This window comes from Caulobacter sp. UNC279MFTsu5.1 (genome assembly GCF_900114015.1).
GTDB lineage: Bacteria > Pseudomonadota > Alphaproteobacteria > Caulobacterales > Caulobacteraceae > Caulobacter.
In genome coordinates, this window is sequence record NZ_FORN01000006.1 from 16,767 (window position 1) to 41,579 (window position 24,813).

Annotated in this window: 20 protein-coding genes; 5 read left to right on the forward strand and 15 right to left on the reverse strand. The window is 69.0% G+C overall.

Annotated elements, in window-relative coordinates:
• Positions 1 to 35: 35 nt before the first annotated feature.
• Both BM066_RS04755 and BM066_RS04760 read left to right on the forward strand, forming a co-directional pair.
• Entirely contained in the window at positions 36 to 740 is a 705-nt protein-coding gene (locus BM066_RS04755; protein ID WP_089924990.1) for a DUF4166 domain-containing protein, read from the forward strand.
• Positions 737 to 2,254, forward strand: a complete 1,518-nt coding sequence (locus BM066_RS04760) for a TIGR01777 family oxidoreductase (RefSeq protein ID WP_089924706.1) — start codon at positions 737 to 739, stop codon at positions 2,252 to 2,254. Before BM066_RS04755 ends, BM066_RS04760 begins: the two co-directional genes overlap by 4 nt.
• Here BM066_RS04760 and BM066_RS04765 read toward each other — a convergent pair.
• The 3 genes from BM066_RS04765 to recA all read right to left on the reverse strand — a co-directional run bounded on the left by BM066_RS04765 (position 2,218) and on the right by recA (position 7,437).
• Positions 2,218 to 3,087, reverse strand: a complete 870-nt coding sequence (locus tag BM066_RS04765; protein ID WP_177218379.1) for a retroviral-like aspartic protease family protein — start codon at positions 3,085 to 3,087, stop codon at positions 2,218 to 2,220. The genes BM066_RS04760 and BM066_RS04765 overlap by 37 nt on opposite strands.
• A 159-nt stretch (positions 3,088 to 3,246) precedes the next feature.
• Positions 3,247 to 5,895 (reverse strand): alanine--tRNA ligase, encoded by a 2,649-nt coding sequence (alaS, locus tag BM066_RS04770; RefSeq protein ID WP_089924711.1) that lies wholly within the window; start codon positions 5,893 to 5,895, stop codon positions 3,247 to 3,249.
• Positions 5,896 to 6,366: 471 nt separating this feature from the next.
• Positions 6,367 to 7,437, reverse strand: a complete 1,071-nt coding sequence (gene recA, locus BM066_RS04775) for a recombinase RecA (RefSeq protein WP_089924713.1) — start codon at positions 7,435 to 7,437, stop codon at positions 6,367 to 6,369.
• A gap of 269 nt (positions 7,438 to 7,706) precedes the next feature.
• On the opposite strand from recA, the gene BM066_RS04780 reads away from it, so the two are divergent.
• Complete coding sequence (locus BM066_RS04780) at positions 7,707 to 9,311, forward strand: EAL domain-containing protein (RefSeq protein WP_089924716.1); 1,605 nt, start codon at positions 7,707 to 7,709, stop codon at positions 9,309 to 9,311.
• 179 nt (positions 9,312 to 9,490) lie between these two features.
• Here the strand turns inward: BM066_RS04780 and BM066_RS04785 are convergent, their stop codons facing one another.
• Both BM066_RS04785 and BM066_RS04790 read right to left on the reverse strand, forming a co-directional pair.
• A complete protein-coding gene (locus BM066_RS04785; RefSeq protein WP_029589478.1) occupies positions 9,491 to 11,323 on the reverse strand; it encodes a DUF885 domain-containing protein in 1,833 nt (610 codons plus the stop codon).
• A 139-nt stretch (positions 11,324 to 11,462) separates the two neighbouring features.
• Positions 11,463 to 11,840 carry a YybH family protein gene (locus BM066_RS04790; protein ID WP_018113296.1) on the reverse strand — a complete coding sequence of 126 codons (378 nt, stop codon included), beginning with the start codon at positions 11,838 to 11,840 and terminating at the stop codon, positions 11,463 to 11,465.
• A gap of 66 nt (positions 11,841 to 11,906) precedes the next feature.
• Between BM066_RS04790 and BM066_RS04795 the strand changes: the two genes are divergently transcribed.
• The gene (locus tag BM066_RS04795; protein WP_018113295.1) at positions 11,907 to 12,446 is read left to right on the forward strand and encodes a GNAT family N-acetyltransferase; all 540 of its coding nucleotides are present in this window, start codon (positions 11,907 to 11,909) and stop codon (positions 12,444 to 12,446) included.
• 171 nt (positions 12,447 to 12,617) lie between these two features.
• Here the strand turns inward: BM066_RS04795 and cckA are convergent, their stop codons facing one another.
• Both cckA and BM066_RS04805 read right to left on the reverse strand, forming a co-directional pair.
• Positions 12,618 to 14,702, reverse strand: coding sequence for a cell cycle histidine kinase CckA (gene cckA, locus BM066_RS04800; RefSeq protein ID WP_049801626.1), 2,085 nt, complete (start codon positions 14,700 to 14,702; stop codon positions 12,618 to 12,620).
• Between the two features lie 148 nt (positions 14,703 to 14,850).
• Positions 14,851 to 15,306 (reverse strand): MarR family winged helix-turn-helix transcriptional regulator, encoded by a 456-nt coding sequence (locus BM066_RS04805; RefSeq protein ID WP_255367473.1) that lies wholly within the window; start codon positions 15,304 to 15,306, stop codon positions 14,851 to 14,853.
• A 63-nt stretch (positions 15,307 to 15,369) separates the two neighbouring features.
• Here BM066_RS04805 and BM066_RS04810 point away from each other — a divergent pair, with 63 nt between their 5' ends.
• A complete protein-coding gene (locus BM066_RS04810) occupies positions 15,370 to 15,723 on the forward strand; it encodes a hypothetical protein (RefSeq protein WP_018113292.1) in 354 nt (117 codons plus the stop codon).
• A gap of 10 nt (positions 15,724 to 15,733) precedes the next feature.
• Here the strand turns inward: BM066_RS04810 and flhB are convergent, their stop codons facing one another.
• The 8 genes from flhB to BM066_RS04850 all read right to left on the reverse strand — a co-directional run bounded on the left by flhB (position 15,734) and on the right by BM066_RS04850 (position 24,594).
• Entirely contained in the window at positions 15,734 to 16,816 is a 1,083-nt protein-coding gene (gene flhB, locus BM066_RS04815) for a flagellar biosynthesis protein FlhB (protein ID WP_018113291.1), read from the reverse strand.
• Positions 16,817 to 16,825: 9 nt separating this feature from the next.
• A complete protein-coding gene (gene fliR, locus BM066_RS04820; protein ID WP_018113290.1) occupies positions 16,826 to 17,581 on the reverse strand; it encodes a flagellar biosynthetic protein FliR in 756 nt (251 codons plus the stop codon).
• A gap of 13 nt (positions 17,582 to 17,594) precedes the next feature.
• Entirely contained in the window at positions 17,595 to 17,858 is a 264-nt protein-coding gene (fliQ, locus tag BM066_RS04825; RefSeq protein WP_018113289.1) for a flagellar biosynthesis protein FliQ, read from the reverse strand.
• 128 nt (positions 17,859 to 17,986) lie between these two features.
• The gene (locus tag BM066_RS04830; RefSeq protein ID WP_255367474.1) at positions 17,987 to 19,051 is read right to left on the reverse strand and encodes a serine hydrolase domain-containing protein; all 1,065 of its coding nucleotides are present in this window, start codon (positions 19,049 to 19,051) and stop codon (positions 17,987 to 17,989) included.
• Between the two features lie 80 nt (positions 19,052 to 19,131).
• The gene (locus BM066_RS04835; RefSeq protein ID WP_029589477.1) at positions 19,132 to 19,626 is read right to left on the reverse strand and encodes a RidA family protein; all 495 of its coding nucleotides are present in this window, start codon (positions 19,624 to 19,626) and stop codon (positions 19,132 to 19,134) included.
• Positions 19,627 to 19,815: 189 nt separating this feature from the next.
• Positions 19,816 to 20,220, reverse strand: a complete 405-nt coding sequence (locus BM066_RS04840) for a c-type cytochrome (RefSeq protein ID WP_018113286.1) — start codon at positions 20,218 to 20,220, stop codon at positions 19,816 to 19,818.
• Between the two features lie 50 nt (positions 20,221 to 20,270).
• Positions 20,271 to 21,887: a flavin monoamine oxidase family protein gene (locus tag BM066_RS04845; protein ID WP_018113285.1), complete on the reverse strand. Its 1,617-nt coding sequence runs from the start codon at positions 21,885 to 21,887 to the stop codon at positions 20,271 to 20,273.
• A gap of 304 nt (positions 21,888 to 22,191) precedes the next feature.
• Entirely contained in the window at positions 22,192 to 24,594 is a 2,403-nt protein-coding gene (locus BM066_RS04850; RefSeq protein ID WP_018113284.1) for a TonB-dependent receptor plug domain-containing protein, read from the reverse strand.
• Between the last annotated feature and the right edge of the window lie 219 nt (positions 24,595 to 24,813).

Below are 24,813 nucleotides of genomic sequence, written 5' to 3' on the forward strand. Positions count from 1 at the left end.
AAATAACAGGTAGAACAGGAACAGGGGATTTGGCCATGCTCGAGATCGCAGGAACCCTTCCGGCGGCCGTTCGGGACCTTCCGGAGACCGCGCCGGCCGAGCTGCACGACCTGCGCTTCCGCACCCTGCTGGGCGAGGCCGGCTGGAGCCGCCTGCCCCAGGCCGTGCGCGACCGGTTCAGCAAGCGCCTGCGTCCCGGCATGGCCGTGACCTATGTCGGCGAGATCACCGAAAGCCGGCGCAACCGGGCCGGCTGGGCGTTGGCGCAGCTGTGCCGCCTGATCGGCGCGCCCCTGCCCCTGTACGACGACCTGGGCGTGGCCGCGGTCGTGACGGTCACCGAGGACGGCCGGGCCGGCGGCCAGTTCTGGACCCGGATGTACAACCAGGCCCACGGCTTCCCGCAGGTGATCCACAGCAGCAAGCGCTTCGCCGGCCCCACGGGCCTGGAGGAGTATCTCGGTTGCGGCTTCGGCATCACCCTGGCGGTCAGCGCCGACGAGACGGCGCTGCACTTCCACAGCCGCGGCTATTTCCTGGCGCTGGGCCCGGCGCGGCTGGGCCTGCGCCTGAGGCTGCCGGCCTGGCTGGCGCCGGGGGCCCTGACCATCAGCCACATCGACCAGGGCGACGGCGGCTTCGCCTTCGTGCTGGACCTGCGCCATCCGCTGCTGGGCCGGATGCTTCGCCAGGTCGGGATGTTCCGCGAGCGCCCGGCCAGCGAGGAGCAAGGCCGATGACCGACCTGATCTGGACCCTGGTGTTCGTCCAGGTGGCGATGGGCGGGTTCGACACCCTCTATCACCACGAGCTGACCGAGCGCCTGGCCTGGCGGCCGTCGCAGGTCGGCGAGCTGCGGCTGCACGGCGCGCGCAACCTGTCCTATGCGGTGATGCTGCTGGCCCTGGGCTGGAGCCGGCCGCAGGGGGCGCCGGCGATCGCCCTGATCGTGCTGATGCTGGGTGAGCTGGCCGTGACCTTGTGGGACTTCGTCGAAGAGGACCGCACCCGCAGGCTGCCGGCCAGCGAACGGGTCGTCCACGCCCTGCTGACCCTGAACTACGGCGTGGTGCTGGCGCTGGTGGTCCCGATATTGGCCCGATGGGCGACGAACCCGATCGCGCTGGCCCCGGCGTTCTACAGCGTCTGGAGCGGACTCTGCGCCCTGGCCGCCGTCGGGGTGGTGGTGTTTGGCCTGCGCGACCTCTTCGCCGCCGGTCGGACCCGGCGGATCGTCGCGACCGATCCCGTTCCCCTGGTCGCGGCGCTGGCGCCGCGCCAGTCGATCCTGGTCACCGGGGCCACGGGCCTGATCGGCCGCCGTCTGGTCGCGGCCCTGGTCGGCGCCGGCCACGAGGTCACCGCCCTGACCCGCGACCGCGCCACGGCCGCCGGCCTGCCCGCCCCGATCCGCATCGTCACCAGCCTGGACCAGATCGCCGACGACACGCGGATCGACGCGATCGTCAACCTGGCCGGCGAGCCGATCTCCGACGGCCTTTGGACCGCCGCCAAACGCCGGCGGATCGTCGGTTCGCGCCTGGCCGTGACCCGTGCCGTGGTCGCGCTGATCGCGCGGCTGAAGCATCGCCCCGCCGTGCTGGTCAGCGGCTCGGCCATCGGCTGGTACGGCCTGCGCGGCGACGAGGTGCTGGACGAGACCGCCGACGGCCACGATTGCTTCTCGCGCACCGTCTGCCGGCGCTGGGAGCGCGCGGCCATGCGGGCCCGGGACCTGGGCGTACGCGTGGTGCGCCTGCGCATCGGCATCGTGCTGGCCCTCGACGGCGGCGCCCTGTCGCGCATGCTGACGCCGTTCGAGTTCGGCCTGGGCGGGCCGTTCGGGGCCGGCCGTCACTGGATGAGCTGGATCCACCTGGACGACCTGGTGGCCCTGATCGCCCACACGATCGCCACGCCCGCCCTCGAAGGGCCGGTCAACGCCACGGCCCCGGAACCGGCCCGCAACGCGGCCTTCGCCCGCGCCCTCGGCCGCGCCCTGCGCCGCCCCGCCCTGCTGCCGGCCCCGGCCGCGCCGCTGCGCCTGGCGCTCGGCGCCTTCGCCGACGAGCTGTTGCTGAAGGGCCAACGGGTGGTTCCAGCGGCGGCGCTGGGCGGCGGATTTCGGTTCAGCCACCCCACGCTGGACGGGGCGCTGGCTGATATCGTCGGGAAGCGCCGGCGGTCGCCCCCTCGCTTAGCCGGCCGGGTCGACGGTCACGGGCCGCCCAGCCAGACCTTCCGGGCGCCGTAGTCGATCGCGAACGGGCGATCGTGCAGCCAATCCATGCCCAGGATCATCAAGGGGGCATCCGCCCGACCGAGCCGTTCGAACACCGGCAGGTCCGCGATCCTTATCGTCGGACCGGACCAGGTCCAGACGCCGACCGATGCGGACTTCACCTCCGCCTGAGACAGCTTCAGGGGGCGGCCGTCGATACCGGACATCTCGCCGCCCGGCTGCAGCCGACCCGAAGCTTCGGCCAGGCCCAGGCGATCGGCGAAGGCCGGGTTCAGAACAGAATACTGAGCCCCCGTATCGAGCAGGGCCAAGCCTTCGACCTGATCGATCCGGACTGGCAGCAGGATCTTCCAGGGGCGGATCCAGGTCGCCTCGATGGGGCTCCAGCCGCCCCCATTCGGCTCGCGGCCCGAGGGGAAGACATCGACGCAACGTCGCGCCGGTCTCCAGACCGCCAGCTTGTCGCCGAACAGATCGACACCGGCAAGACCGGCGATGTCCCGCTCCGCGAATTCGGGCGCGGGAATCTCCGGGGCGGTGAAGTTGCGCAGGATCAAGGGTCCTGCTTCGAAGGACGCAATTCGATAGAGCGGCGCATCCATCGGTCCGCCGAGGCCCTGGGCTTGCTCGGTGGCCGTATCGCGCGGCGGGGCCAGCTTCCGCACCACGTTCGGATCCAGCGTGGACCCGCTGGCGGCCGTATCGAGGACGAACAGGAAGGGTCCCCGATCGTTGATCGCGGCCCGGATGAGGGGCGCGCCGCCTTCGCCAGGCTCCATGCGCAGGCAGGCCTCGCCGGCATGGGCGCCGCTCGCGATCATCGACGCGAACCCGACCGCCAGCATTCTGATCGCTGATCGCCGCATGGCGCCGAGGTGATCTGCGGCCCGCTCGGAAATCCAGTTAAGATTTCGCCATGAAACAGCCTGCAGGCGTCGGGGCCAAGGTGCGCTGACCGGAAACCGCTCTTTGGCGGTTTCCGGTCGCTGTCCAGCCGTCCTGGCTCAGCCCGCCAGCGCCGCCTTGATGGCGTCCAGGCCGTCCTGGGCCTTGGTCGCGTCGGGCGCGCCGCCCTGGGCGAAGTCGGCCTTGCCGCCGGCCCCCTGGCCGCCCATGGCCAGCACGGCGGCCTTGGCCAGGTCGGCGGCGCTGAACCGAGCCGTGAGGTCGGCGGTGACGGCGACGGTGACGGCGGCCTTGCCGTCGGTGGTCCCGACCAGGGCGACGACGCCCGAGGACAGCTGCTTCTTGAACTCCTCGGCCACGCCGCGCAGTTCCTTGCCGCCGACGCCGTCCAGGACGCGGGCGATCAGGGCCGTGCCGGCGACGTCTTCCGGACCCGCCGCGCCGCCGCCCGAACCGCCGCCCAGGGCCAGCTGCTTCTTGGCCTCGGCCAGCTGCTTTTCCAGGGCCTTGCGCTCGGCGACCAGGGCGTCGACGCGGGCCAGGACCTCGGCGACCGGGGTCTTGAACTGGTCGGCCAGGGCCTTGGCGACGCCGGCCTGGTCCAGCAGGAAGCGGCGGGCCGCCTCGCCGGTCAGGGCCTCGATGCGGCGCACGCCGGCGGCCACGCCCTGCTCGGAAACGATCTTGAACAGGGCGATGTCGCCGGTGCGGGCCACGTGGGTGCCGCCGCACAGCTCGACCGAATAGGCCTTGCCGGCCTCGGTCAGGGACTCGCCCAGGGTCAGCACCCGGACGCTGTCGCCGTACTTCTCGCCGAACAGCGCCACGGCGCCGGCCTCGATGGCCTCCTGCGGGGCCATTTCCTGGGTCTGGGCGGGGACGTTCTGGCGGATGACCGCGTTCACCTCCGCCTCGATGCGCTCGATCTCGTCGGCGGTCAGCGGGCCGCCGTGGCTGAAGTCGAAGCGCATGCGGTCGCCGTCGACCATCTGGCCCTTCTGGGCGACGTGCGGACCCAGCACGTGGTGGAGGGCGGCGTGCACCAGGTGGGCGGCCGAGTGGTTGGCGCGGGTGGTGGTGCGCTTGGCCGCGTCCACCGAGGCCACGACCGGGTCGCCGACCTTCAGCGGGCCGGCCAGCTCGACGCGGTGGACGTGCAGGTCGCCGGCCTGCTTCTGGGTGTCGACGACGCGGCTTTCGACGCCGCCCGCCTCGATCACGCCGGTGTCGCCGGCCTGACCGCCGCTCTCGGCGTAGAAGCTGGTGCGGTCCAGCAAGACATCGACGCTGGCGCCGGCCTCGGCCGACGAAACCGGGGCGCCGTCCAGCACGATGGCCTTCACGGTCCCGGTGGTCTCGGTGGTGTCGTAGCCGACGAAGTTGGTCGGGCCGTTGGCCTCGCGGATCGGGAACCAGGCGGCGGCGGCGCCCTGCTGGCCCGAGCCGGCCCAGTTGGCGCGGGCCATCTGGCGCTGGCGGTCCATGGCCACGTCGAAGCCGTCGGTGTCGACCGTGATGCCCTTGGCGCGCACGGCGTCCTGGGTCAGGTCCAGCGGGAAGCCGTAGGTGTCGTAGAGCTTGAAGGCGGTCTCGCCGTCCAGCACGCCGCCGGCCGTCAGGTTGGCGGTGGCTTCGTCGAGCAAGCCCATGCCGCGGCCCAGGGTGACGCGGAAGCGCTCCTCCTCCTGGCGCAGGGTCTCGACGATCGAGGCCTCGGCGCGGCGCAGCTCGGGATAGGCCGCGCCCATCTCCGCCACCAGGGTCGGGGCCAGGCGGTGCATCAGGGGCTCGCTGGCGCCCAGCAGGTAGGCGTGGCGCATGGCCCGGCGCATGATCCGGCGCAGCACATAGCCGCGGCCTTCGTTGGAAGGCGTCACGCCGTCGGCCAGCAGGAACGAGGACGAGCGCAGGTGGTCGGCGATCACCCGGTGCGACGGAGCCTGGTCGCCCTGCGCCTTGACGCCGGTCAGCTCGACGCTGGCGGCGATCAGCGCCTTGAACAGGTCGATGTCGTAGTTGTCGTGCACGCCCTGCAGGACGGCGGCGACGCGCTCCAGGCCCATGCCGGTGTCGATCGACGGCTTGGGCAGCGAGACGCGCTCGCCGCCGGCCATCTGCTCGAACTGCATGAACACCAGATTCCAGATCTCGATGAAGCGGTCGCCGTCCTCGTCCGGGCTGCCAGGCGGGCCGCCGGGGATGCCCTCACCATGGTCGAAGAAGATCTCCGAGCACGGGCCGCACGGGCCGGTGTCGCCCATCGACCAGAAATTGTCGTTGGTCGGGATGCGGATGATACGGCCATCGTCCAGCCCCGCGATCTTCTTCCACAGATCAGCCGCCTCATCGTCGGTATGGTAGACGGTGACCAGCAGCTTGTCCTTGGGCAGGGCGAAGTCGCGGGTCAGCAGGGTCCAGGCGTGGTGGATCGCCTGTTCCTTGAAGTAGTCGCCGAACGAGAAATTGCCGAGCATCTCGAAGAAGGTGTGGTGGCGGGCGGTGTAGCCGACATTGTCCAGGTCGTTGTGCTTGCCGCCGGCCCGCACGCACTTCTGCGACGAGGTCGCGCGCGGATGCGGCGGGGTCTCGGCGCCCGTGAACACGTTCTTGAACGGCACCATGCCGGCGTTGACGAACAGCAGGGTCGGATCGTTCTGCGGCACCAGCGGCGCCGAGGGCGTGATGGCGTGATCGGCCGCGCCGAAATAGTTCAGGAAGGTGCTGCGGATCTCGTTCAGGCTGGGCATCGGCGTCTCGGGTGTTCGTACTGGGTCCGGTCGAACCGGAAGTCGGCGCTGCATAGCGCGGTTTCAAGATTTGTGGAAACGCGTTGGCGCGCGAGCGCGCGGCGAGCCGCTGCCGGACCCGACAAGTCCTTTTCCCTGTGGGGACGGGGAGGAGAAACTGGGCGGCCGACTCGGTTACCCCCTCCGGCCTTTCGAGCCACCTCCCCCTGAGGAGGAGGATCTCAGGCGGCGGCCTCGGCAGACCCCCTCCGTCACCTCGGACTTCGCCCGAGGCGACACCTCCCCCTGAGGGGGAGGAGAACCCCAGACCAACGAAATCGGACGCCTGGCATGGGGTCCAGGCGTCCGGGGATCGCGGCCGGCCGGGCGGTGTGCGCGGCGGGCTATGAGGCGGGGTCGCCCGCTGCGGGCGGCGGCCGCGAAACCTTCGAGCGGTCCGGGCGCCGGAAGGCGGCCCGGACCGGGGAGGTCCTATTCGTCGCCGTCGTCGTCGGGGCCGCCGACCAGCAGTTCTTCCTCGATCTTCCGGGACGACTGGCGCACGGCGGCCTCGATCTCGGCCGACAGATCCTTGTTGGCCTTGAGGAACTCGCGGACATTGTCGCGGCCCTGGCCGATGCGCTGGCTGTTGTACGAGAACCACGAGCCGGCCTTGTCGATGATCCCGGCCTTGACGCCCAGGTCGATGATCTCGCCCAGCTTGGAGATGCCCTCGCCGTACATGATGTCGAACTCGACCTCGCGGAACGGCGGGGCCACCTTGTTCTTGACCACCTTGACCCGGACGTTGTTGCCGACGATCTCGTCGCGGTTCTTGATCGAACCCGTGCGGCGGATGTCCAGGCGGACCGAGGCGTAGAACTTCAGGGCGTTGCCGCCGGTGGTGGTTTCCGGGCTGCCGTACATCACCCCGATCTTGTGACGGATCTGGTTGATGAAGATGACGATGGTGTTGGCCTTGTTGATCGAGGCGGTCAGCTTGCGCAGCGCCTGGCTCATCAGACGCGCCTGCAGGCCGGGCAGGCTGTCGCCCATCTCGCCCTCGATCTCGGCCTTGGGGGTCAGGGCCGCCACGGAGTCGACGACCACGATGTCGACCGCGCCCGAGCGCACCAGGGTGTCGGTGATCTCCAGGGCCTGTTCGCCGTTGTCGGGCTGCGAGACCAGCAGGTTGTCGAGATTGACGCCCAGCTTGAAGGCGTAGCCCGGATCCAGGGCGTGCTCGGCGTCGACGAAGGCGGCGGTGCCGCCGGCCTTCTGGCACTCGGCCACCACGTGCAGGGCCAGGGTCGTCTTGCCCGAGCTTTCCGGACCGTAGATCTCGATCACCCGCCCCTTGGGCAGGCCGCCGATGCCCAGCGCGATGTCCAGGCCGAGCGAGCCGGTGGAGATCGATTCGATCTCGACCTTGCCCTTCTCGCCCAGCTTCATCACCGAGCCCTTGCCGAACGCCCGGTCGATCTGGGCCAGCGCGGCTTCCAGAGCCCTTTGCTTGTCGCCGTCTTCTTTGCCCACGAGTTTCAAAGCCGCCTGATTGCTCATTGGAGATCCGCCCTTATTCCATGATTCCGACAGTCGGATCGGAGGTTCGCGACCGCCGCGTCCACCCGCCTGTAGAATGATTAATGCGTACATGTTTTGTTCCATGTTCGCAACATGTTCTTACTGTAAAGACGATATGCGCCAAGATCGGTCGTATCGCTGGGAGCCATGCGACCGTCTCCCGGACCCGAACGTGCGGCGCGAGCCCGTCGAAACCGGTCCTTAACGCCGCCCCGGCGATCCTGATCCTCTTCCGGGGGACTGCAGCCTTGTCGATCGATCCGCGCCGCCTATTGGGCCTGGCCTTCGCCAGCGCCGACCTGCTTCTGGAAATCGAGAACGACCGGGTGTCGCTGGCGCTTGGCGCGGCGCAGCGGATCATGGGCCAGGACGAGCGGACGCTGACGGGCCGCGCCTGGCGCGACCTGTTCGCCGCCGCCGACCAGCCGCTGATCGACGCGGCGACCCGCGTGATGGACGACGGCCAGAGACGCGGCCCGGTCACGGTGCGCATGGCCGGCGAGCCGCCGCGTCACGTGAACCTGACCATGCGCGCCCTGCCCGACAACGGCGACAGGATCTCGGTCTCGGTCACGCCGGCCAACGCGCCTTCGGGCCAGGTGGACGAGGAAGGCCTGCGCAACCGCCAGAGCTTCGAGGACATCGCCCGCGGCCTGTTCGAGGCGGCGCGCGTCACCGGCCTGGAACTGGAGCTGGCCATGGTCGACTTCTCGGACCTGGACTCCCTGCGCCAGCAGCTGTCCCAGCCCGAGGCCCGGGCCCTGGACCTGAAGCTGGCCGGCGCCGTGCGGGCCGAGTCGCACGCCGGCGGCATGGCCACCCGCCTGTCGCCCGACCGCTTCGCCCTGGTCCGCGCCAAGGCCGACCACGCCGACGACATGGCTCAGCGCCTGACCCGCTCGACCACCGTCCAGGCCAGCGCCCACGTCGTGCCGATCGACGGCGGCGTGGCCCCGTCGCGTGGCCTGAAGGCCCTGCGCTACGCCCTGGACGACTTCCTGCGCGAGGGCCTGAAGGACACCCCGCCGCTGAGCCTGTCCGAGGCGATGAACCGCTCGGTCAAGCGCACCCTGTCGCGGGCCGGGGCCCTGGGCGTCGCGGTCAGCCAGCGCCGCTTCACCCTGGCCTACCAGCCGGTGGTCGACCTGAAGACCGGCGCGGCCCACCACCATGAGGCCCTGGTGCGCTTCGAGGACGGCGGCAGCCCGTTCCAGCTGATCCGCATGGCCGAGGAGTTCGACCTGATCGAGGAGTTGGACCACGCGATCGCCGAGATGGCGGTCAAGCGCCTGGCCGCCGACCGTTCGGACGCGCTCAAGCTGGCGATCAACGTCTCGGGCCGAACCATCGTCAACGAAGGCTTCGTCGACCATGTCGACCGCCTGCTGGCCAAGGCCGAGGTCGCCCGGGGCCGGTTGATCTTCGAGATCACCGAGACCAGCGCCATCGACGACCTGCCGCGCGCCAACCAGCATATCCAGGCCCTGCGCGGCCTGGGCTCGCTGGTCTGCCTGGACGATTTCGGGGCCGGGGCCTCGTCGTTCGCCTATCTGCAGGAGCTGAGCCTGGACATCGTCAAGATCGACGGCCGCTACGTCCGCGAGCTGGCCGGCAACGGCCGCGACGGGGCGATGGTGCGCCGGCTGGTCGAGCTGTGCCAAGACCTGAACGTCCGCACCGTCGCCGAGATGGTCGAGACCGCCGATGTCGTGGAGGTGCTCCGCAAGGCCGGCGTCGACTTCGCCCAGGGCTGGCTGTTCGGCAAGCCCAGCGACCAGCCGCAGCCGGCGCTGAAGATCGGCGCGGTGACGCCGGCGGCGCGCCGGGCGGGGGTGTCGGAGGGGTGGGGGTAGGTCCGGGATCCTTCTCCCTTTGCGGGAGAAGGTGTCGGCGCGGCCGACGGATGAGGGGTCTTTCAAAAGCAAAACGCCGCGACCGGCCTTGAGGCTGTCGCGGCGTTTCTGTTCTTCGCCCCCTCACCCGACCTCCTTCGGAGGCCGCCCTCTCCCACAAGGGGAGAGGGATCAGGGTATTACTTCCCCGCCTTGGTCCGCGCGATGTAGTCGTCGATCACGCGGTCCAGCACGGTCAGCGGGGTCATGCCCGCCTGCAGGCCGGCGTCGTGGAACTTGCGGATGTCGAACTGCTTGCCCAGGGCCTTCTTGGCGCGCTCGCGGGCCCGCAGCCAGGTGATCTTGCCGATCATGTAGCTGCAGGCCTGGCCCGGCCAGACGACGTAGCGTTCGATCTCGGTGATCGTGCCGCTTTCCTCGTCGCCCATGGTCTCGGCCATGTACTTCACCGCCTGCTCGCGGCTCCACTTCTTGTAGTGCATGCCGCTGTCGACCACGAGGCGGACGGCGCGGAACAGGGCGTCGTGCAGCATGCCGATGTGGCCGCGCGGGTCGGTCTTGTAGATGCCCATCTCAACGGCCAGCTCTTCGGAATAGAGCGCCCAGCCCTCGGTATAGCCCGAATTGCCGATGGTCTTGCGCAGCAGCGGCAGGCCCTTGGTCTCGTTGGAGATCGACAGCTGCAGGTGGTGGCCGGGGACGCCCTCGTGCACCGTCAGGGTGGTCAGGGTGTACTTGGCCTGTTCCTTGGTGTCGCGCAGGTTGATCCAGTAGATCCCCGGGCGCTTGCCGTCCAGCGAGGGCGAATTGTAGTAGCCGCCCGGCGCGCCGGCCTCGATGGCCTTGGGCACGCGGCGGATCTCCAGCGGCGCCTTGGGCAGCTGGCCGAAATAGGCCGGCAGCTGCTTCTCGATCCACTTGGCCTTGTCGTTCAGGTCGCGGATCAGCTGTTCCTTGGCCGGATCGGTGTTGTCGTAGACGTCCTTGCCCAGCTCGGCCATCCGCTCGCCGACCGTGCCCTTGGTCATGCCGATGCTCTTGAACAGCTTGTCGGCCTGGGCCGAGATCGACTTCACCAGGTCCAGGCCCAGCTGGTGGATCTCGTCGGGAGTCAGGGTCGAGGTCGTGTAGTTCTTCAGCGACACGGCGTAGTAGTCGCCGCCGTCCTTCAGGCGCCAGACGCCGGCGTCGTGGGTCGCCTTCGGACGGACGCTCTCCAGCAGCGCGATCTGGCGTTTCAGGGCGGGCAGCACCGAGGTCTCGTAGATCCTGCTCGCCTCGCCGGCCCAGTCGCCGGGGATGTTCTTGTCCTTGGTCCGGCGGGCCACCGACAGCACCAGCGGCGCCTCGGCGGTGGGCGTGCCGGCGAAGGCCTTCATCTGGATCAGGGCCTTGTCGATGACGAAGTCCGGCGGGATCACGCCGTCGGCGTAGTCGCGCTTGGCGATGGCCGACTCCTGGTCCATCAGCCGGGCGAAGGCCTCCATGCGCGACAGATAGGCGTCGGCGTCGGCCTTGGTCTCGATCGAGTGCTGGGTGTCGAGGAAGTCGGGATAGGACTGGTAGGACCCGGTCAGCTGGCTGAGCACATAGGGCGCGCCCGAACCGCCGCCGGCGTAGGTGAACTTGCTGTTGCCCTCGTCCTGCACGGCCAGGGTGAACTCGACGGTGTCGTAGTTGACCACGTCCATGCCGGTCAGGGCCTTGCGGTCGATGGCCCGCAGGTCGGCCAGCTGCTGGCGGGTCTGGGCGACGCCGGCGTCGATGGCGGCGAACGAGCGGTCGCCCAGCTGCGACTTGGTCCAGGCCAGGTCGCCGACGTCCAGGCCCAGGCCCGTGGCCGTCTCGGGCGACTGGCGCAGCTGCTTGGCCATGATGGCGTCGAACAGGGCGTTGAGCTTGGCGCTCTCGCCCGGGGCCGGCGCGGCGCCCTGCGCGAGGGCCAGGCCGGGGGTCGCGGCGGCCAGGCCCACGGCGACGGTGGACAGCAGCATCTGACGGCGGTTTTGCAAGGTTGGGTCCCCTTCCCTCGATCTTCGGACGCCAAGGGGTAGAGGGCCTTGCCCGGCCGGGCAACGGCGCCGGCATTAATTTCCCGTCATCTTGCGGCGAAGCGCACGTTTCGTGCGGTCGAAAGCGTCGCTCCGCCCCCTAGCTCAGGGTCACGAACAGCTCGTTCTCGATCACCCATTGGCCAGTGACCTTGCGCCAGGTCGCCAGATAGGTCCCGCGAGTGTCGGCCACGCCGCGCGTGGTCCCGACCCAGGTCCCGTGCTCGGCGGCCCGGTCGCCGGCGGCGTCCAGCTCAATGCGCTCGGTCGTGCGGACATAGGCGACGAAGGCCGGGTCGGCGAACTGGCCCGCGAACGCCTCCAGCACGTCGCGCGCCCCCAGGATCAGCGAGCCGTCGCCGACGATCACCTTGGCGTCCGGCGCGAAGAACGGGGCCAGGCGGCGGGCGTCCTTGCCGGCGATCAGCCTGTTGGTCAGCTTGCGGCGGGCGGCGATGGCGTCTTGCGGCGCGGTCATGGATCAGGTCCTGGCGAACAGGTTCAGCCCGTATAGGCTGGCCGCGCAAAGCCGAACAGGACCTCGATGATTCCGTCCACGATCCCGCCCACCCTGACCACCCTGACCACCGCCCGCCTGACCCTGAGCCCGCCGCAAGCCTCCGACTTCGAGGACAGCGCCGCGATGTGGAGCGATCCGATGGTCACCCGCCACATCGGCGGCCGCACCTCGACGCCCGAGGAGAGCTGGCACCGCCTGCTGCGGGCCCGGGGGCTGTGGGCGGTGCTGGGCTACGGCTACTGGGCGGCGCGCGAGACGGCGACCGGCCGCTATGTCGGCGAGATCGGCTTCGCCGACTTCCGCCGGGGGATCCAGCCCTCGATCGACGGGATCCCCGAAATGGGCTGGGCCCTGGCCAGCTGGGCCCACGGCAAGGGCTTCGCTAGCGAGGCGATCATCGGCGCCCTGTCCTGGGGCCGCGACCAGTGGGGCGACGCGCCGGTGGTCTGCATCATCGATCCGGACAACGCCCCGTCCCTGAAGCTGGCCTACAAGATGGGCTTCCTGGAGGTGGCCCGCACCACCTACCGCGAGGCGCCGACGGTGCTGCTGCAGCGAGGGTGAGGCGCTCCGCCCCCCCCGGGGGGGGCGGACAACGTCCGCAACGGCTGGTGGGATCGAACCGCTTTGCGTCCTTCGAGGCCCGCTGCGCGGGCGCCTCAGGATGAGGAATTCAGAGCAATGCGGTCCGATGCGCGTTCCCGAACGCGCCTCGAAGAAGACGCTCGCCGCCCCTTAAGCCGCCTGCAGCTGCTGCTTGACCCGTTCGGCCAGGGTCTTGATGTCGATCGGCTTGGGCAGGAAGGTCACGCCGGTCTCGCCCTCCAGCAGGTCGCTGAACTCGGCCTCGGCGTAGCCGCTGATGAACATCACCGGGGCGTTGCCCAGGTAGCCGCGGGCCTTCTTCAGCAGGGTCGGGCCGTCGATGCCGGGCATGATCACGTCGCTGATCAGCAGGTCGATCGTGCCGGCGTGCTCCTCGGCGATGATCAGGGCCTCCTCGCCGTCGCTGGCCTCCAGCACCTCGTAGCCCCGGGCGCGCAGCAGGCGGGCGGCGACGCCGCGCACGGCGTCCTCGTCCTCGACGAACAGGATGCGGCCGGCGCCGGACAGGTCGCGCGGCGGGCGCGGCTTGGCCTCGGGCGCGGCGGCGGCGGTCGCGGCGGCGGCCTGCTGGGCCGGGGTCGGCTCGTGCACGGGCAGGAAGATGCGGAAGGCCGCGCCCTCGCCCGGACGGCTGTGAACGTGGATCCAGCCGTCGCTCTGCTTGACGATGCCATAGACCGTGGCCAGGCCCAGGCCCGTCCCCTCGCCCACCGGCTTGGTGGTGAAGAACGGGTCGAAGATCTTGCCCATCACCTCGGGCGGGATGCCGGGTCCGTCGTCGCTGACCTCGATGAAGGCCTGGTCGCCCTCGGCGCCGGGAAAGCCCAGCGACTGGGCCTCGTCCTGGGACAGGCGGGCGGTGCGGATGCGCACGACGCCGCCGCCCTTGGCCGCCCGCACCGCGTCGCGGGCGTTGACGGCCAGGTTCATGACGGCGGTTTCCAGCTGGCTCTTGTCGGCCCGCACCTGCGGCAGGTCCCGGCCATAGTCGGTGACCAGCTTGACGTCTTCCCGCAGCAGCCGGCGCAGCAGCACCTCGAACTCGCTGATCAGCTCGCCCAGCTCCAGCACCTCGCGCTGCACGGTCTGCTTGCGGCTGAAGGCCAGCAGCTTGCGGACCAGGTCGGCGGCCCGCACGCCGGTCTGGCGGATCTCGTTGAGGCCCTCGTACGAGGGATCGCCGACCGGGTGGCGGTGCAGCAGCTCGTCCAGGCGCAGCTGGATGGCGGTCAGCAGGTTGTTGAAGTCGTGGGCCACGCCGCCGGCCAGCTGGCCGATGGCCTGCATCTTCTGGGCCTGGGCCAGCTGCAGCTCCATCTGCTTCTGCTCGGACACGTCGATCAGATAGGCCACCAGCCGCTCGTCGGCCCGGTAGAGATAGAGGTGGGCGATGCGGGTCGGGTCGCGGGCCAGGCGCACCTCGAACGGGCCGCTCTTGCCCTCGGCCAGCCGGGTCTCCGCCTCGGCGCGCGAGGGCGGGTCGATCAGGGCGCCGAACAGCGCGCCCGATGGCGCGACGCCGGTCATGGCGGCCAGGGCAGGATTGGCCTCGAGGATGCGGGAGTTGAACGGGTCCAGCCCCTCCAGCAGGGCCGCGCCGAACGGCGAGGCGCCGGAGAAGGCGTCCAGCGAGCGCGGGGCCGGGGCGGACGGGGCGACGACCGGCGCGGGCGCGGCGGTCGGAACGAAGACCTCCTTTTCGACCACCGACGGCAGGCGGACCAGCAGGCGGCCTCCGCTCAGGCGGGCGGCCTCAGCGCGCCGCTCCTGCCCGGCGATGATCAGCGTTCCCTCGGCCCGCTGGCCGTCGCGGGCCTTGACCAGGGCGGCGAACAGGCGGGCGCCGGCCGCGCCCCGGGGCAGGCGGCGGGCGTCGCCCACGGCCTGGATCCAGGCGGCGTTGGCGGCCAGCAGGCGGCCGTCGGCGGCGGTGACGGCGGCCGGCTCGGACAGGGCCTCGACGAAGGCCTCGGCCCCCTCGGGCTCGGGATCGCCGATCGCGGTCGAGGCGCGGATGGCCACCAGGCCCAGGATCGCCACGCCGGCGAGCCCGCCCAGCAGCAGCAGCCCCGCCAGGGTGGCCGGACCGGCCCGCAGGGCGGGGGCGGCGGCGAACACCGCGGCCAGCACCAGGAATATGGCCGCGCCCCAGATCAACAGATCGGGGCGGCGCTTTCCGGCGCCGACGGAATCCGTCGCGCCAAAGTCTTTCATGGGCGTCTCGGTCATGGTCGACCGAAATCCTTCTGCAGCCTTGCGGGCGTCCAGCCCATCGATTCGCGGGATAGAATAGCCTTAACCCGCTCGCGGAGCGCGATCCGTGATCGATTCCTGATTCCGTGACGGGATTATGGTCGCCGACCTAGTCCGCCACGTTGGCGCGCAGGCGGTGCAGCAGGCCGCGCAGCAGGTCGACCTCCTCCGGCGTCAGGTCGCCGCGCAGGCGGGCGTCGAAGCGCTCGGCGGTCTGGCGCAGCCGCAGGAACATCGCCCGGCCCTCCGGAGTCAGGGCCACCTGGTGGGCGCGGCGGTCGGCCTTGTCGCGGACGCGGGTGATCAGGCCCCGGGCCTCCAGGCCGTTCAGGTGGTGGGTCAGGGTCGGCCCCTGGACGCCGACGGCCTGGGCCAGGTCCGACTGGGGCCGATGGCCGCCGGGCGTCAGCGACAGCAGGACCAGCCAGGTCGGCAGCGAACCGCCCGCCTGGGTCATCGCCTCGTCGAAACTCCGGGCCACGGCCTTGGACACCTGGGCCAGCACGAAGCCGATCGGCGGGGCGGAGGGCGGACCTGGAGCGTTCATGGACCAATAGATAGACATCGAATGATTCAATGTCTATCTATATCGCGCCGCCGGAACGGCGGTTCACGAAAGGATGCCGCCATGACCATCGGCCTGATGCTGCTGCTGTCACTTCACGTGCTGTCCGCCACCTTCTGGGCGGGCTCGACCTTCGTGCTGGCTCGGACGGGCGGAAGCGGGATCGACGCCCTGCGCCGTCCGCAGTTCGGCGCGGCGGGAGTCGCCATCGTCACCGGGGTTCCGCTAGCCGTCCTCCTACACGGCGGCGCCTTCGGCCGGCAGGAGCAGGTGCTGGCCGTCGCCGTCGCCGCGGCCGTCATCGCCCTGGTGGTCCAGATCGTCGATCGCGGCGCCCCGGCCCGCAGCCAGCGCATCGCCGGCGGCCTGCTGATCATCACGATCCTGGGCATGGTCGTCGCCCGCTACGTGGCTTGAGCCAAGCCCGTCAGTCCGCCCAGGCCCGCTTCTTGGCCTGCTTGTTGCTCATCACGAAGCCGATGACCTTGGCCACGGCCTCGAAGTGCTCGGCCGGGATCTGTTCGTCGATGTCCATGGCGGCGTAGAGCGCGCGGGCCAGGGGCGGGTCCTCAAGCACGTAGACGCCGGCCTCCTCGGCCACGGCGCGGATCTTCAGGGCCAGGTCGTCAACGCCCTTGGCCACGCAGATCGGCGCGGCGGTCTCGCCCTGCTCGTACTTCAGCGCCACGGCGTAGTGGGTCGGGTTCATGACCACGACGGTCGCCTTGGGCACGGCCGCCATCATCCGCTGGCGCGAGCGCTGCATGCGCAGCTGCTTCTGCTTGCCCTTGATATGCGGGTCGCCCTCGGACTGCTTCATCTCGTCCTTGACGTCCTGCAGGCTCATCCGCATGCGCTTGTTGAAGCGGATGCGCTGCCAGAACCAGTCGAAGCCGGCGGTGGCGATCAGGAAGATCAGCACCATCCAGAACAGCTTCGTGCACAGCTTCATGGACATCGGGATCATCGCCCCGACGTCCATGCCGACCAGGGTGGTGATCTGGGCCGCGTCGGGCTTGACCACGAACCAGGCGATGATCCCGGTGACCAGGAACTTCAGGGCCGACTTGGCGAACTGCACGAAGCCGTCGGGACCGAAGATCCGGCCCAGGCCCTTGATCAGGTCCAGCTTCTTCAGGTCGGGCTTGATCTTGTCGGCCGACAGGATGAAGCCGGACTGGGCCACGTTGGCCGCCGCCCCCAGCAGGCCCGAGACCACCATCACCAGGATCACCGCCGGCAGGGCGGCCATGACCGCGGTCTTGGCGATGGCGCGGATGCCGCCCTCGACGTCCATGGTGCCGGCATGGGCCAGGAACGGGGTCAGGGAATTGACCATGTCGCGGGTCAGCCAGCCGCCGGCGATGACCACGACGCCGAACGCCCCGGACAGCGAGGCCAACTGCGAGATGTCGGCGGATTTCGGGACGTCGCCTTTGGCGCGGGCGTCCGACAGCTTCTTGGCTGTTGGCTCTTCTGTCTTCGAGGCGTCGTCCTGCTCGTCGGCCATGGCGTCCCCCTAGTTGAACACCGCCAGCAGGTCCCGATAGCGATCGGTCCACACCATGGCGATGCCGCCGAGCGAGAGGCCCAGCAAGGAGAGGCCCAGGATGACGCTGAGCGGCGAGGTGACGAAGAAGATCTGGAACGACGGCATCACCCGGCCGACCAGGCCGGTCGCCAGGTTGAAGACGATCGAGAACACCAGGACCGGGGCCGACAGCTGCAGGCCCAGCTTGAACGAGTCGGCCACCGTGCGCACGGCCAGGGCGGCGGCGTCGCCCACCGGCACCGGGCGGCTGAACGGGAACAGGTCGTACGACTTGACCATCGCCCCGATGAACAGGTGGTGCAGGTCGGTGACCATGATCAGGGTCAGGCCCAGCATCGACAGGAAGGTGGCCACCGCCGTGCTGGTCTGGGCCCCGGCCGGGTTGGTGGTCTGGGCGAACGACAGGGTGGTCTGCAGCGAGATGATCTCGCCGGCCGTGGTCAGCGAACTGACGAACAGCTTCAACACCGCCCCGATCATCAGCCCGACCAGCACCTCGTGCAGCACCGCGCCGCTCATGGCGCCGACGCTGCTGGGCACGGTGACGATCGACTTGGAGACCAGGGGCGCCAGCAGCAGGGCCATCAGCACCGCGAACGACAGCCGGATGCGCGGCGGCACCACGGTCTCGCCGATGCCGGGCATCAGCATGACCATCGCGCCGATCCGAGCGAAGACCAGCCCGCCGGTATAGACCTGCAGAACGGTGGCGAAGCTGTCCAAAGCCCCCTGCCCCCTACATTCCGGCGATCTTGGCGGCGATCTCTTTCATGAAGCCGGACATCAGCGCGCCCATCAGCGGCAGGAACAGCAGCAGCGAAACGAAGATCGCGACGATCTTGGGCGCGTAGACCAGGGTGGCCTCCTGGATCTGGGTCAGGGCCTGGAACAGGCCGATGGCCACGCCGACCACCAGGCCGACGATCAGGATCGGCGCGCAGAGCTGCAGGGTCAGCCAGATCGCGTCGCGGCCGACATCCAGGACTTCGGCTCCGGTCATCGGAAGGCCTCTACGGTACGCGCGCACGCGGGGAACTGACGGTGACTCGCACCATCGCCCGTCATGGTTAACAGCCAGTTAGGGAGGATTAACAGGGGGCCGTTGCGCGCGTGGCGAAACGTCGCCCGTCAAGGGTATCCGGCCTCCATCAGCGCCTCGCCCAGATCGCCCAATTTCTGGTAGTCGAAGCTGGCGTTGGTCAGCACGATCACGGTGTGACCGTCGGCCAGGACTCGCCGGGCCAGGACACGGAAGCCGCCGTTGGAGCCGTCCTCCCAGGCCGCCTCGCGAGCCCGACCGGCGATCATGGGCGCCCTCACGCGTCCACCCAGGGCGTAGTGCTGGTCAGGCATCAGCACCATCAGCAAGGCTTGGCGCGACGCCGGCTTGAGCAGGCGGCCGCCCAGCACGCCGTCCATCAGCTTCAGCAGGTCGGGCGCGGTGGTGTAGTAGCCGCCGACCATGGCCATGTAGTCGGGCATGGGCGAGGACTTCAGCTGTGGAACAGGCGTCAGCGCGGCGTAGCCCTCGGCCGCCTCGACGGACCGGGCGGATATGCCGTGGAACACCCCGCTGTTCTTCAACCCTAGCGGCCGCACGATCTCGTCCCGCACCAGCTGTGCGTAGACTTTACCCGACACGCGCTCGGCGATCGCCTTCACCAGGATCCAGTTGGAATGGGAATAGTCCCAGGCCGAGCCAGGCGCGAAGGCGAGGTCGCCGCTGGCGTAGCGGCGCACGGCCTCCATCTGCTCCAGTTCGACGCCCTTGACGGCCGGGTCCGCCTTGCGGGCGGCGTCGACCTGGTTGGGCACGCCGCTGGAATGGCTCATCAGCCGACGCAGCGTCAGGACCTTGCCAGTGTCGGGTCGGTAGTCCGGCAGATAGGTCGAGATCGGCGCGTCCAGCGACAGCTGACCCTTATCGACCAGCCGGAGCACGACGATGGACGCGATCCATTTGGAGATGGATCCCACCTCGAAGCGGGTGTCGGCGGTCATCGGCCTGGCGGCGGCGGCGTCGGCCAGGCCCGCGGCCTCCACAGCCACGACCTTGTCGCCCCGTCCCACCAGGGCGACTCCGTTGAAGCCTTGCTCGTCGACGAACCGGCGGACGATGGCGTGATAGTCGGCCGCCAGGGCCGGCCTGGCGAAGGCCACAACCACCAGGACCGCCAGAAGCATGCGTCTCATGAAAAATCCCGACCGTGAGCCCGACGAACCATCGCGCCCCCGGCCGGGACCATGCAACTTAAGGATCGTTCAGATGCGCTCTACTTCGGCTTCCGCGCCGCCTGGACCTCGATCTCGACCAGCATGCCGCCCTGCACCAACGAGGTGATCTGGCTGGTGATGCGCGAGGGCTTGTTGGGCTGTTCGGCGGTGCCGAAGAAGGTCTTGTAGCTTTCCATCATGCCGGCGAAGTCCATCTTGCCGCCCTTGGCCGGGTCGCCGACCAGCAGGACGCGCATCATGACCACGTCGCCCATGGTCGCGCCCTGGCTCTTGAGCGCCTCTTCGATGCGCTTGAGCACGCCCATCGTCTGGGTCTTGGTGTCGCCGAAGGTGGCGGTCAGGGCGGGATCGCCCTTGGGGTCCAGCGGCGGCGGGGTCATGCCGCTGACATAGATGGTGTCGTAGCCGGCCGGCACGGTCACCACGCTGGCGATCGGCGAGGTCGGCGCGCCGCCCCGGACGATCTCCTGGGCGTTGGCGGCGGTTCCGGCGAGGCTGGCGAGGGCCGCGGCGGCGAGGATCAGGCGCTTCATGGTCGTCTCCTGTTGAATTTGGGTCCGAAAGATCAAAACCATTCCTCTCGCCGCTCATCCCGGCGAATGCCGGGACCCAGATCCCAGGGCGGTGTGGTCGACTGGAGAAGCTCAGAGCTCCTGGCGTCGGCCCGACCGCCTTTCCATCTGGGTCCCGGCATTCGCCGGGATGAGCGGATTTTACTGTCGCTAGTGCGCCTGCAGGCTCGCCGGCTTCTTGCCGGCCTTCAGCTTGGCCCGCGCCGCCGCGACGTCGGAGGCGCTGACCGGCTTGCCCTTGTTGCCCCACGAGGTGCGGACATAGGTCAGCACCGAGGCCAGCTCCAGGTCGCTCAGATCGTCCTTGAACGACGGCATGCCGGCCCGCCCGGCCAGGACCGTGGCCATCATCGGGGCCGGATCGCCCTGCACGTACGGATCGCCGGCCAGGGCCGGGAAGGCCCCCTTCACGCCCTTGCCCGTCGTCTGGTGGCAAGCCGAGCAGTTGTCGTTGAACAGGGCCGAGGGCGTGGCGGCGAAAGCGGCCGCCGAGACAGCGGAGGCGGCCAGCAGCCCTCCCGCAAAACGAACGAGGAAAGCGATCGAGCGACTCATGAAAACTCCCCGGAGAACCTTGAAACAGCAGAAACAGGCATAGCGCGACTTCAGGCCTTGAGCACGCGGGCGTGCAGCCTGCCGATCTGCTGCCAGGCCGACTCGATGGCGCCCGCCTGCCAACCGCCCAGATAGGTCAGGTGCTCGCCGGCCAGATAGACGCGGCCGTCGGGCTCGGTCAGCACCGGATAGGCGGACTTGCGCCCCTCCTCGCCCCACTCGGCCCAGCCGCCCAGATTGAACTCGGCCAGGTGCCAGCTGAACGAGAAGGCGTTCTCGAAGTTCTCGGCGTATTCGGGGAAGATCTTCTGGCCGGCGGCCACGGCGAAGGCCGCGCGGTCGGCCGGACTCTTGGCGCTGATCTTGGCCGCCTCGCCGCCGAACGCGTAGTAGCCCAGCAGCACGCCCTTCTGGCCCTGCCAGCCGGTGGACGGCAGGGTGATCGTGCCGATCCCCGGCATGTCGTTATAGATGTGGCCGCCGTAGATCTGGTGGTTCTCCTCCCAGAACCGGGTCTTCATCTGCAGGCCGATCTTGTTGACCGGCGCATAGGCCACGCCCGACATCGCCGCCTTGAACGGCGCGGAGAAGTCGGCGTCGATGTTCTTCAGCACGCTGAGCGGGATGGTGCAGACGCAGTAGTCGGCGGTGATGGTGTCCTGCTCGCCGAACTTGTCGGTGTAGGTGACGACCACGCCCTTGGGGCCCTGCTTGATTTTGTCGACCACGCAGGAATAGCGGATCATCGTTCCGACGCGCTTTTCGAAGCCCTTGGCGATCTGGTCCATGCCGCCGATCGGCTGCAGCATGGTGCGCTGCTGCTCGTAGCCGGAGACCGAGCTGAGCACCCGCCAGGCCTTGGAGTGCAGCACGTCGCTCAGGCTGTAGGGCGTCGAGGGCTTGCCCGGGCCCGGATCCACGCCCGCCCCGGGATGGACGGCGAAACCCCGGCCCTCCGTGCCGGTATAGGCAAGATCCGTCGGAGACAAGCGCCCCTCGTTGATCATGTAGGCCACGAACAGGTCGCGGTCCTCCGGGGTCAGGGGCGCGTCCAGCTGGCCCTTGGAGGCGGCCTTGGCGATCATCTCGGCGGCGTAGCCGCGGGCGTCGGCGGCGATCTGGCCCTTGCGGATCGGCTTGCCGGCCAGCGGCCCGTCGCCCTTTTCGAAATAGACATAGGCCGCGTCGTTGTCGTTGACGAAGCTCTCCAGCGGCACCCCGAACAGCTTGGTGTAGTGCAGGGTCGAGCGGTGGTGATACGGGATCCGCCACGGGCCGTGGTTGATGTAGAGCCCCTCGTCGAACTCGCAGGTCTGGCTATTGCCGACCAGGTCGGTGTGCTGGAAGCCCTTGCGGGCCGTCTGGCAGCGGCCGCCGGCGAACGAACGGGCCTCGATGATCTGCACCTGGTAGCCGGCCTTGGTCAGTTCGTAGGCGGCGGTCATGCCGGCCAGGCCCGCGCCCAGCACCACGACCTTGGTCCCCTTGGCGTCGCCTTCCAGCTTGGGCGGCGCGGCCTGGGCCGAGGCGAAGCCGAAGCCCAGGGCGTCCATGCCGGCCATGGCCAGCGACACCCCGCCGAACGCCGCCAGCCCCTCGAAGAACCGCCGCCGCGTCAGTACGCCGCCAGCCCCGCCCAACGGCGCGGCCGCCGATTGATCACCCATACTCGTCCCCGATTTTTTCTTGTCGCGAAAGACGCCTGCTAGCCAGGCGACCGCCTTGGCTATGTCAGACCAAGCCGGTCCGACAACAATGCGAAAAACTTGTCCGTCTTATGAGAAAACCCTCTGGCGCCGCCCCCTTGGGCGCCGGTGGCGAGGCTTGTGCGGAGAGCGGGCGGCGTGAAATTTCACGCCCGAAATCAAGATTTCACCGCCGGAAAATCCGTCGGCGGACATCGTTGACGAAAATGCAGAAAAGCCGGGCGCGAGACCCGGCTTTTCCTTGTTTCACAACGCTTTTCGGAGATCAGAAGTCGTAGGAGAACTTGGCGTAGTAGTAACCGCCATTGAGGCCATAGGGCGAGAAGCTGGGATAGATGTCCTGCGCGCCGTTGCCGTTGTCGGCGGCATCCTTGATCTGGGCGGCGCTCTTCTTCTCCGGCTGTTTGTCGAACAGGTTGTTGGCCCCGACCGAGACCTTGAACTGCTCCATCACCCGCCAGTCGATCTCGAGGTCGGTGATGAAGGCCGGCTTGATCTTCTCCAACCAGTAGGTGCCGCCGTCGTAGGTGGTGTAGCTGGACGACTTTCCGTACAGCGTCTCGTGCAGGTTGACCGTCACCGGACCGAGACTGTAGAGCGCGCCGGCCGAGACCTTGTACCGCGGCGCGGCGGTTTCCAGGTCGGAGATGGCGGACTTGTCGTACAGCGAGGCGCCGGACAGTTGGGCCGGCGCGGCGGCGATCTTGGTGACCTCCGTCTTGCCGTAGTTGGCCGCCAGGCTCCAGTCGACCCGGCCCAGGTCGCCGAAGCTGCTCGCATAGTTGATGACCGCTTCGGCCCCGCGGGTGCGGGTGTCCAGGCCGTTGGTGAAGATGTTGATGCCGATGTCGGTGGCGTCGTCGGAGATCGAGTTGCCGTTGGCGGCGATCGCCGCGGCCACCGCCGGGTAGTTCACCGCGCCGCCGGCCCCGTACAGCGAGCCGCTGCCGGCGATGCGGTCTTTGATCTTGATCTGGTAGACGTCGAAGGTCGCCGACAGCCCCCCGCCCGGGTGGGCCACGAAGCCGACGCTGTAGTTGGTCGATTTTTCAGGCTTCAGGCCGTTGACGCCCACCAGCTTGGCGCCGGCCGAGTTGGGCGCCAGTTGCACGAAGGCCGAGGTCGGCCCGACATTGGTGGCCGAATAGTATTCTTCAGCCAGGGTCGGCGCGCGGAAGCCGGTGCTGGCCGTGCCGCGCAGGGCGAAGGCCGGCGAGAAGTCGTAGCGGCCGGTCAGCTTGCCGACCGTGGTGTCGCCAAAGTCGCTGAAGTGTTCGTAGCGGACGGCGGCGTCCAGTTGCAGGGCCTCCACCGGCTTGACCGCTAGGTCGAGATAGGCCGCGACGTTGTCCCGCTCGTGCTTGCCGGCGTCGGTCAACGAGAAGCCCGGATAGGACTGCGAGCCGCCGTTGTAGCGCGAGGCGTATTCGCCGGCCTTGATCTTGTAGGTCTCGTGACGCTGCTCGGCGCCGAAGGCGACGGTCAACGGTCCGGCTAGGCCGACGTCGAAGGGACGGCTGACGTCCAGGGTGGTGCTCCACTGGGTGGCGAGGAAGGCGCCGGCGTGGAAGGCCGACTGGGTCGAGCCATGGCCGGGAACCGTCGACGGGGCGAGATAGAGATCCTTGTTGACCGAGTTGGTGACGTTGATCGCGTCGAAGTCCCGGCCGTAGGTCGAGCTCAGGTCCCAGTCCCAGCCGCCGAACACCGTGCCCTTAACCCCGCCGGTGACGGCGTAGTCCTCTTCCTTGATGGTCTCCATCGGGTTGAAGCCCAGCGGATAGAGCTGCGGCAGGCGGGTGGGCGTGCGGAAGTTCTCGTAGGCGCCGGCGTATTTGTGGCCGTAGGTGCCGAACGAATAGAGCTCCAGGTCGCCGATCTCCACGCCGCCGTTGTAGGCCACGGTGGTCAGCTGATAGCGGGCGTCGCCCGAGATCTTGTTGGTGTGCGGATAGCCCGCCAGGCTGGTGGCCCAGTCGGCGCCCGCCGCCACGGCCCGCACGACCCGCTGGTCGGCGCCGCCCCAGTCGCTGAAGTCGTGGTAGCGGGTCTCGGCGGTGAGGTTCAGGTAGGAGTTGGCGAACGGCGACAGGCCGATATTGCCTGACACGTTGCCGGTCTTGCCGTCGCCGGCGTAATAGCGGCCGGCCGTGACGTCCAGCGAGCCGCCCGAGGTGTTCTTCTTCAGGATGATGTTGACCACGCCGGCGATGGCGTCGGTGCCGTACTGGGCCGCGGCGCCGTCGGTCAGCACTTCGATGTGGTCGATGGCCGACAGCGGGATGAAGTTCAGGTCGGCCGCCGCGCCGCCCTGGTAGGGTCCGCCCAGGACCGCCAGGTTGGCGGTGCCATGTCGCCGCTTGCCGTTGATCAGCACCAGGGTGTGGTTGGCGCTCAGGCCGCGAAGCCGGGCCGACAGGGTCAGGGCCGCGGTGTCGCCGCCGAAGGATTGCGCGTTGAACGAGGGGATCGCCTGGGCCAGGGCCGCGATCAGGTCCGGCTTGCCGGCCCGCTTCAACGACGTGGAATCGACGACCTGGATCGGCGCGGCGCTGTCGACGGCCTTCATGCCGGTGGTGCGGGTGCCGGTGACGATGACCGTCTCGACCTCGGTGGCGGGCGTCTCGGCCGGCGCGTCAGCGGCGTAGGCCAGGCCGGCGCTCGCCATGCTGAGCGAAAGAATTGAGATCCCGGCTAGCAGGATATTCCTCGAACACTTATTCATTAAGATCCCCTGGGTGGCGTTATGAACGCGTTGTGGTTTCGCCGCCTGCGGAATCCCCCGATAGATTTCTTTTTTTTGATCTGAATGCTGTCAACCGTAGGAATAATATTTCAAACGCTGGTCACATATACGATCAGCAGCTGACCACCGCTGATCGAAGAC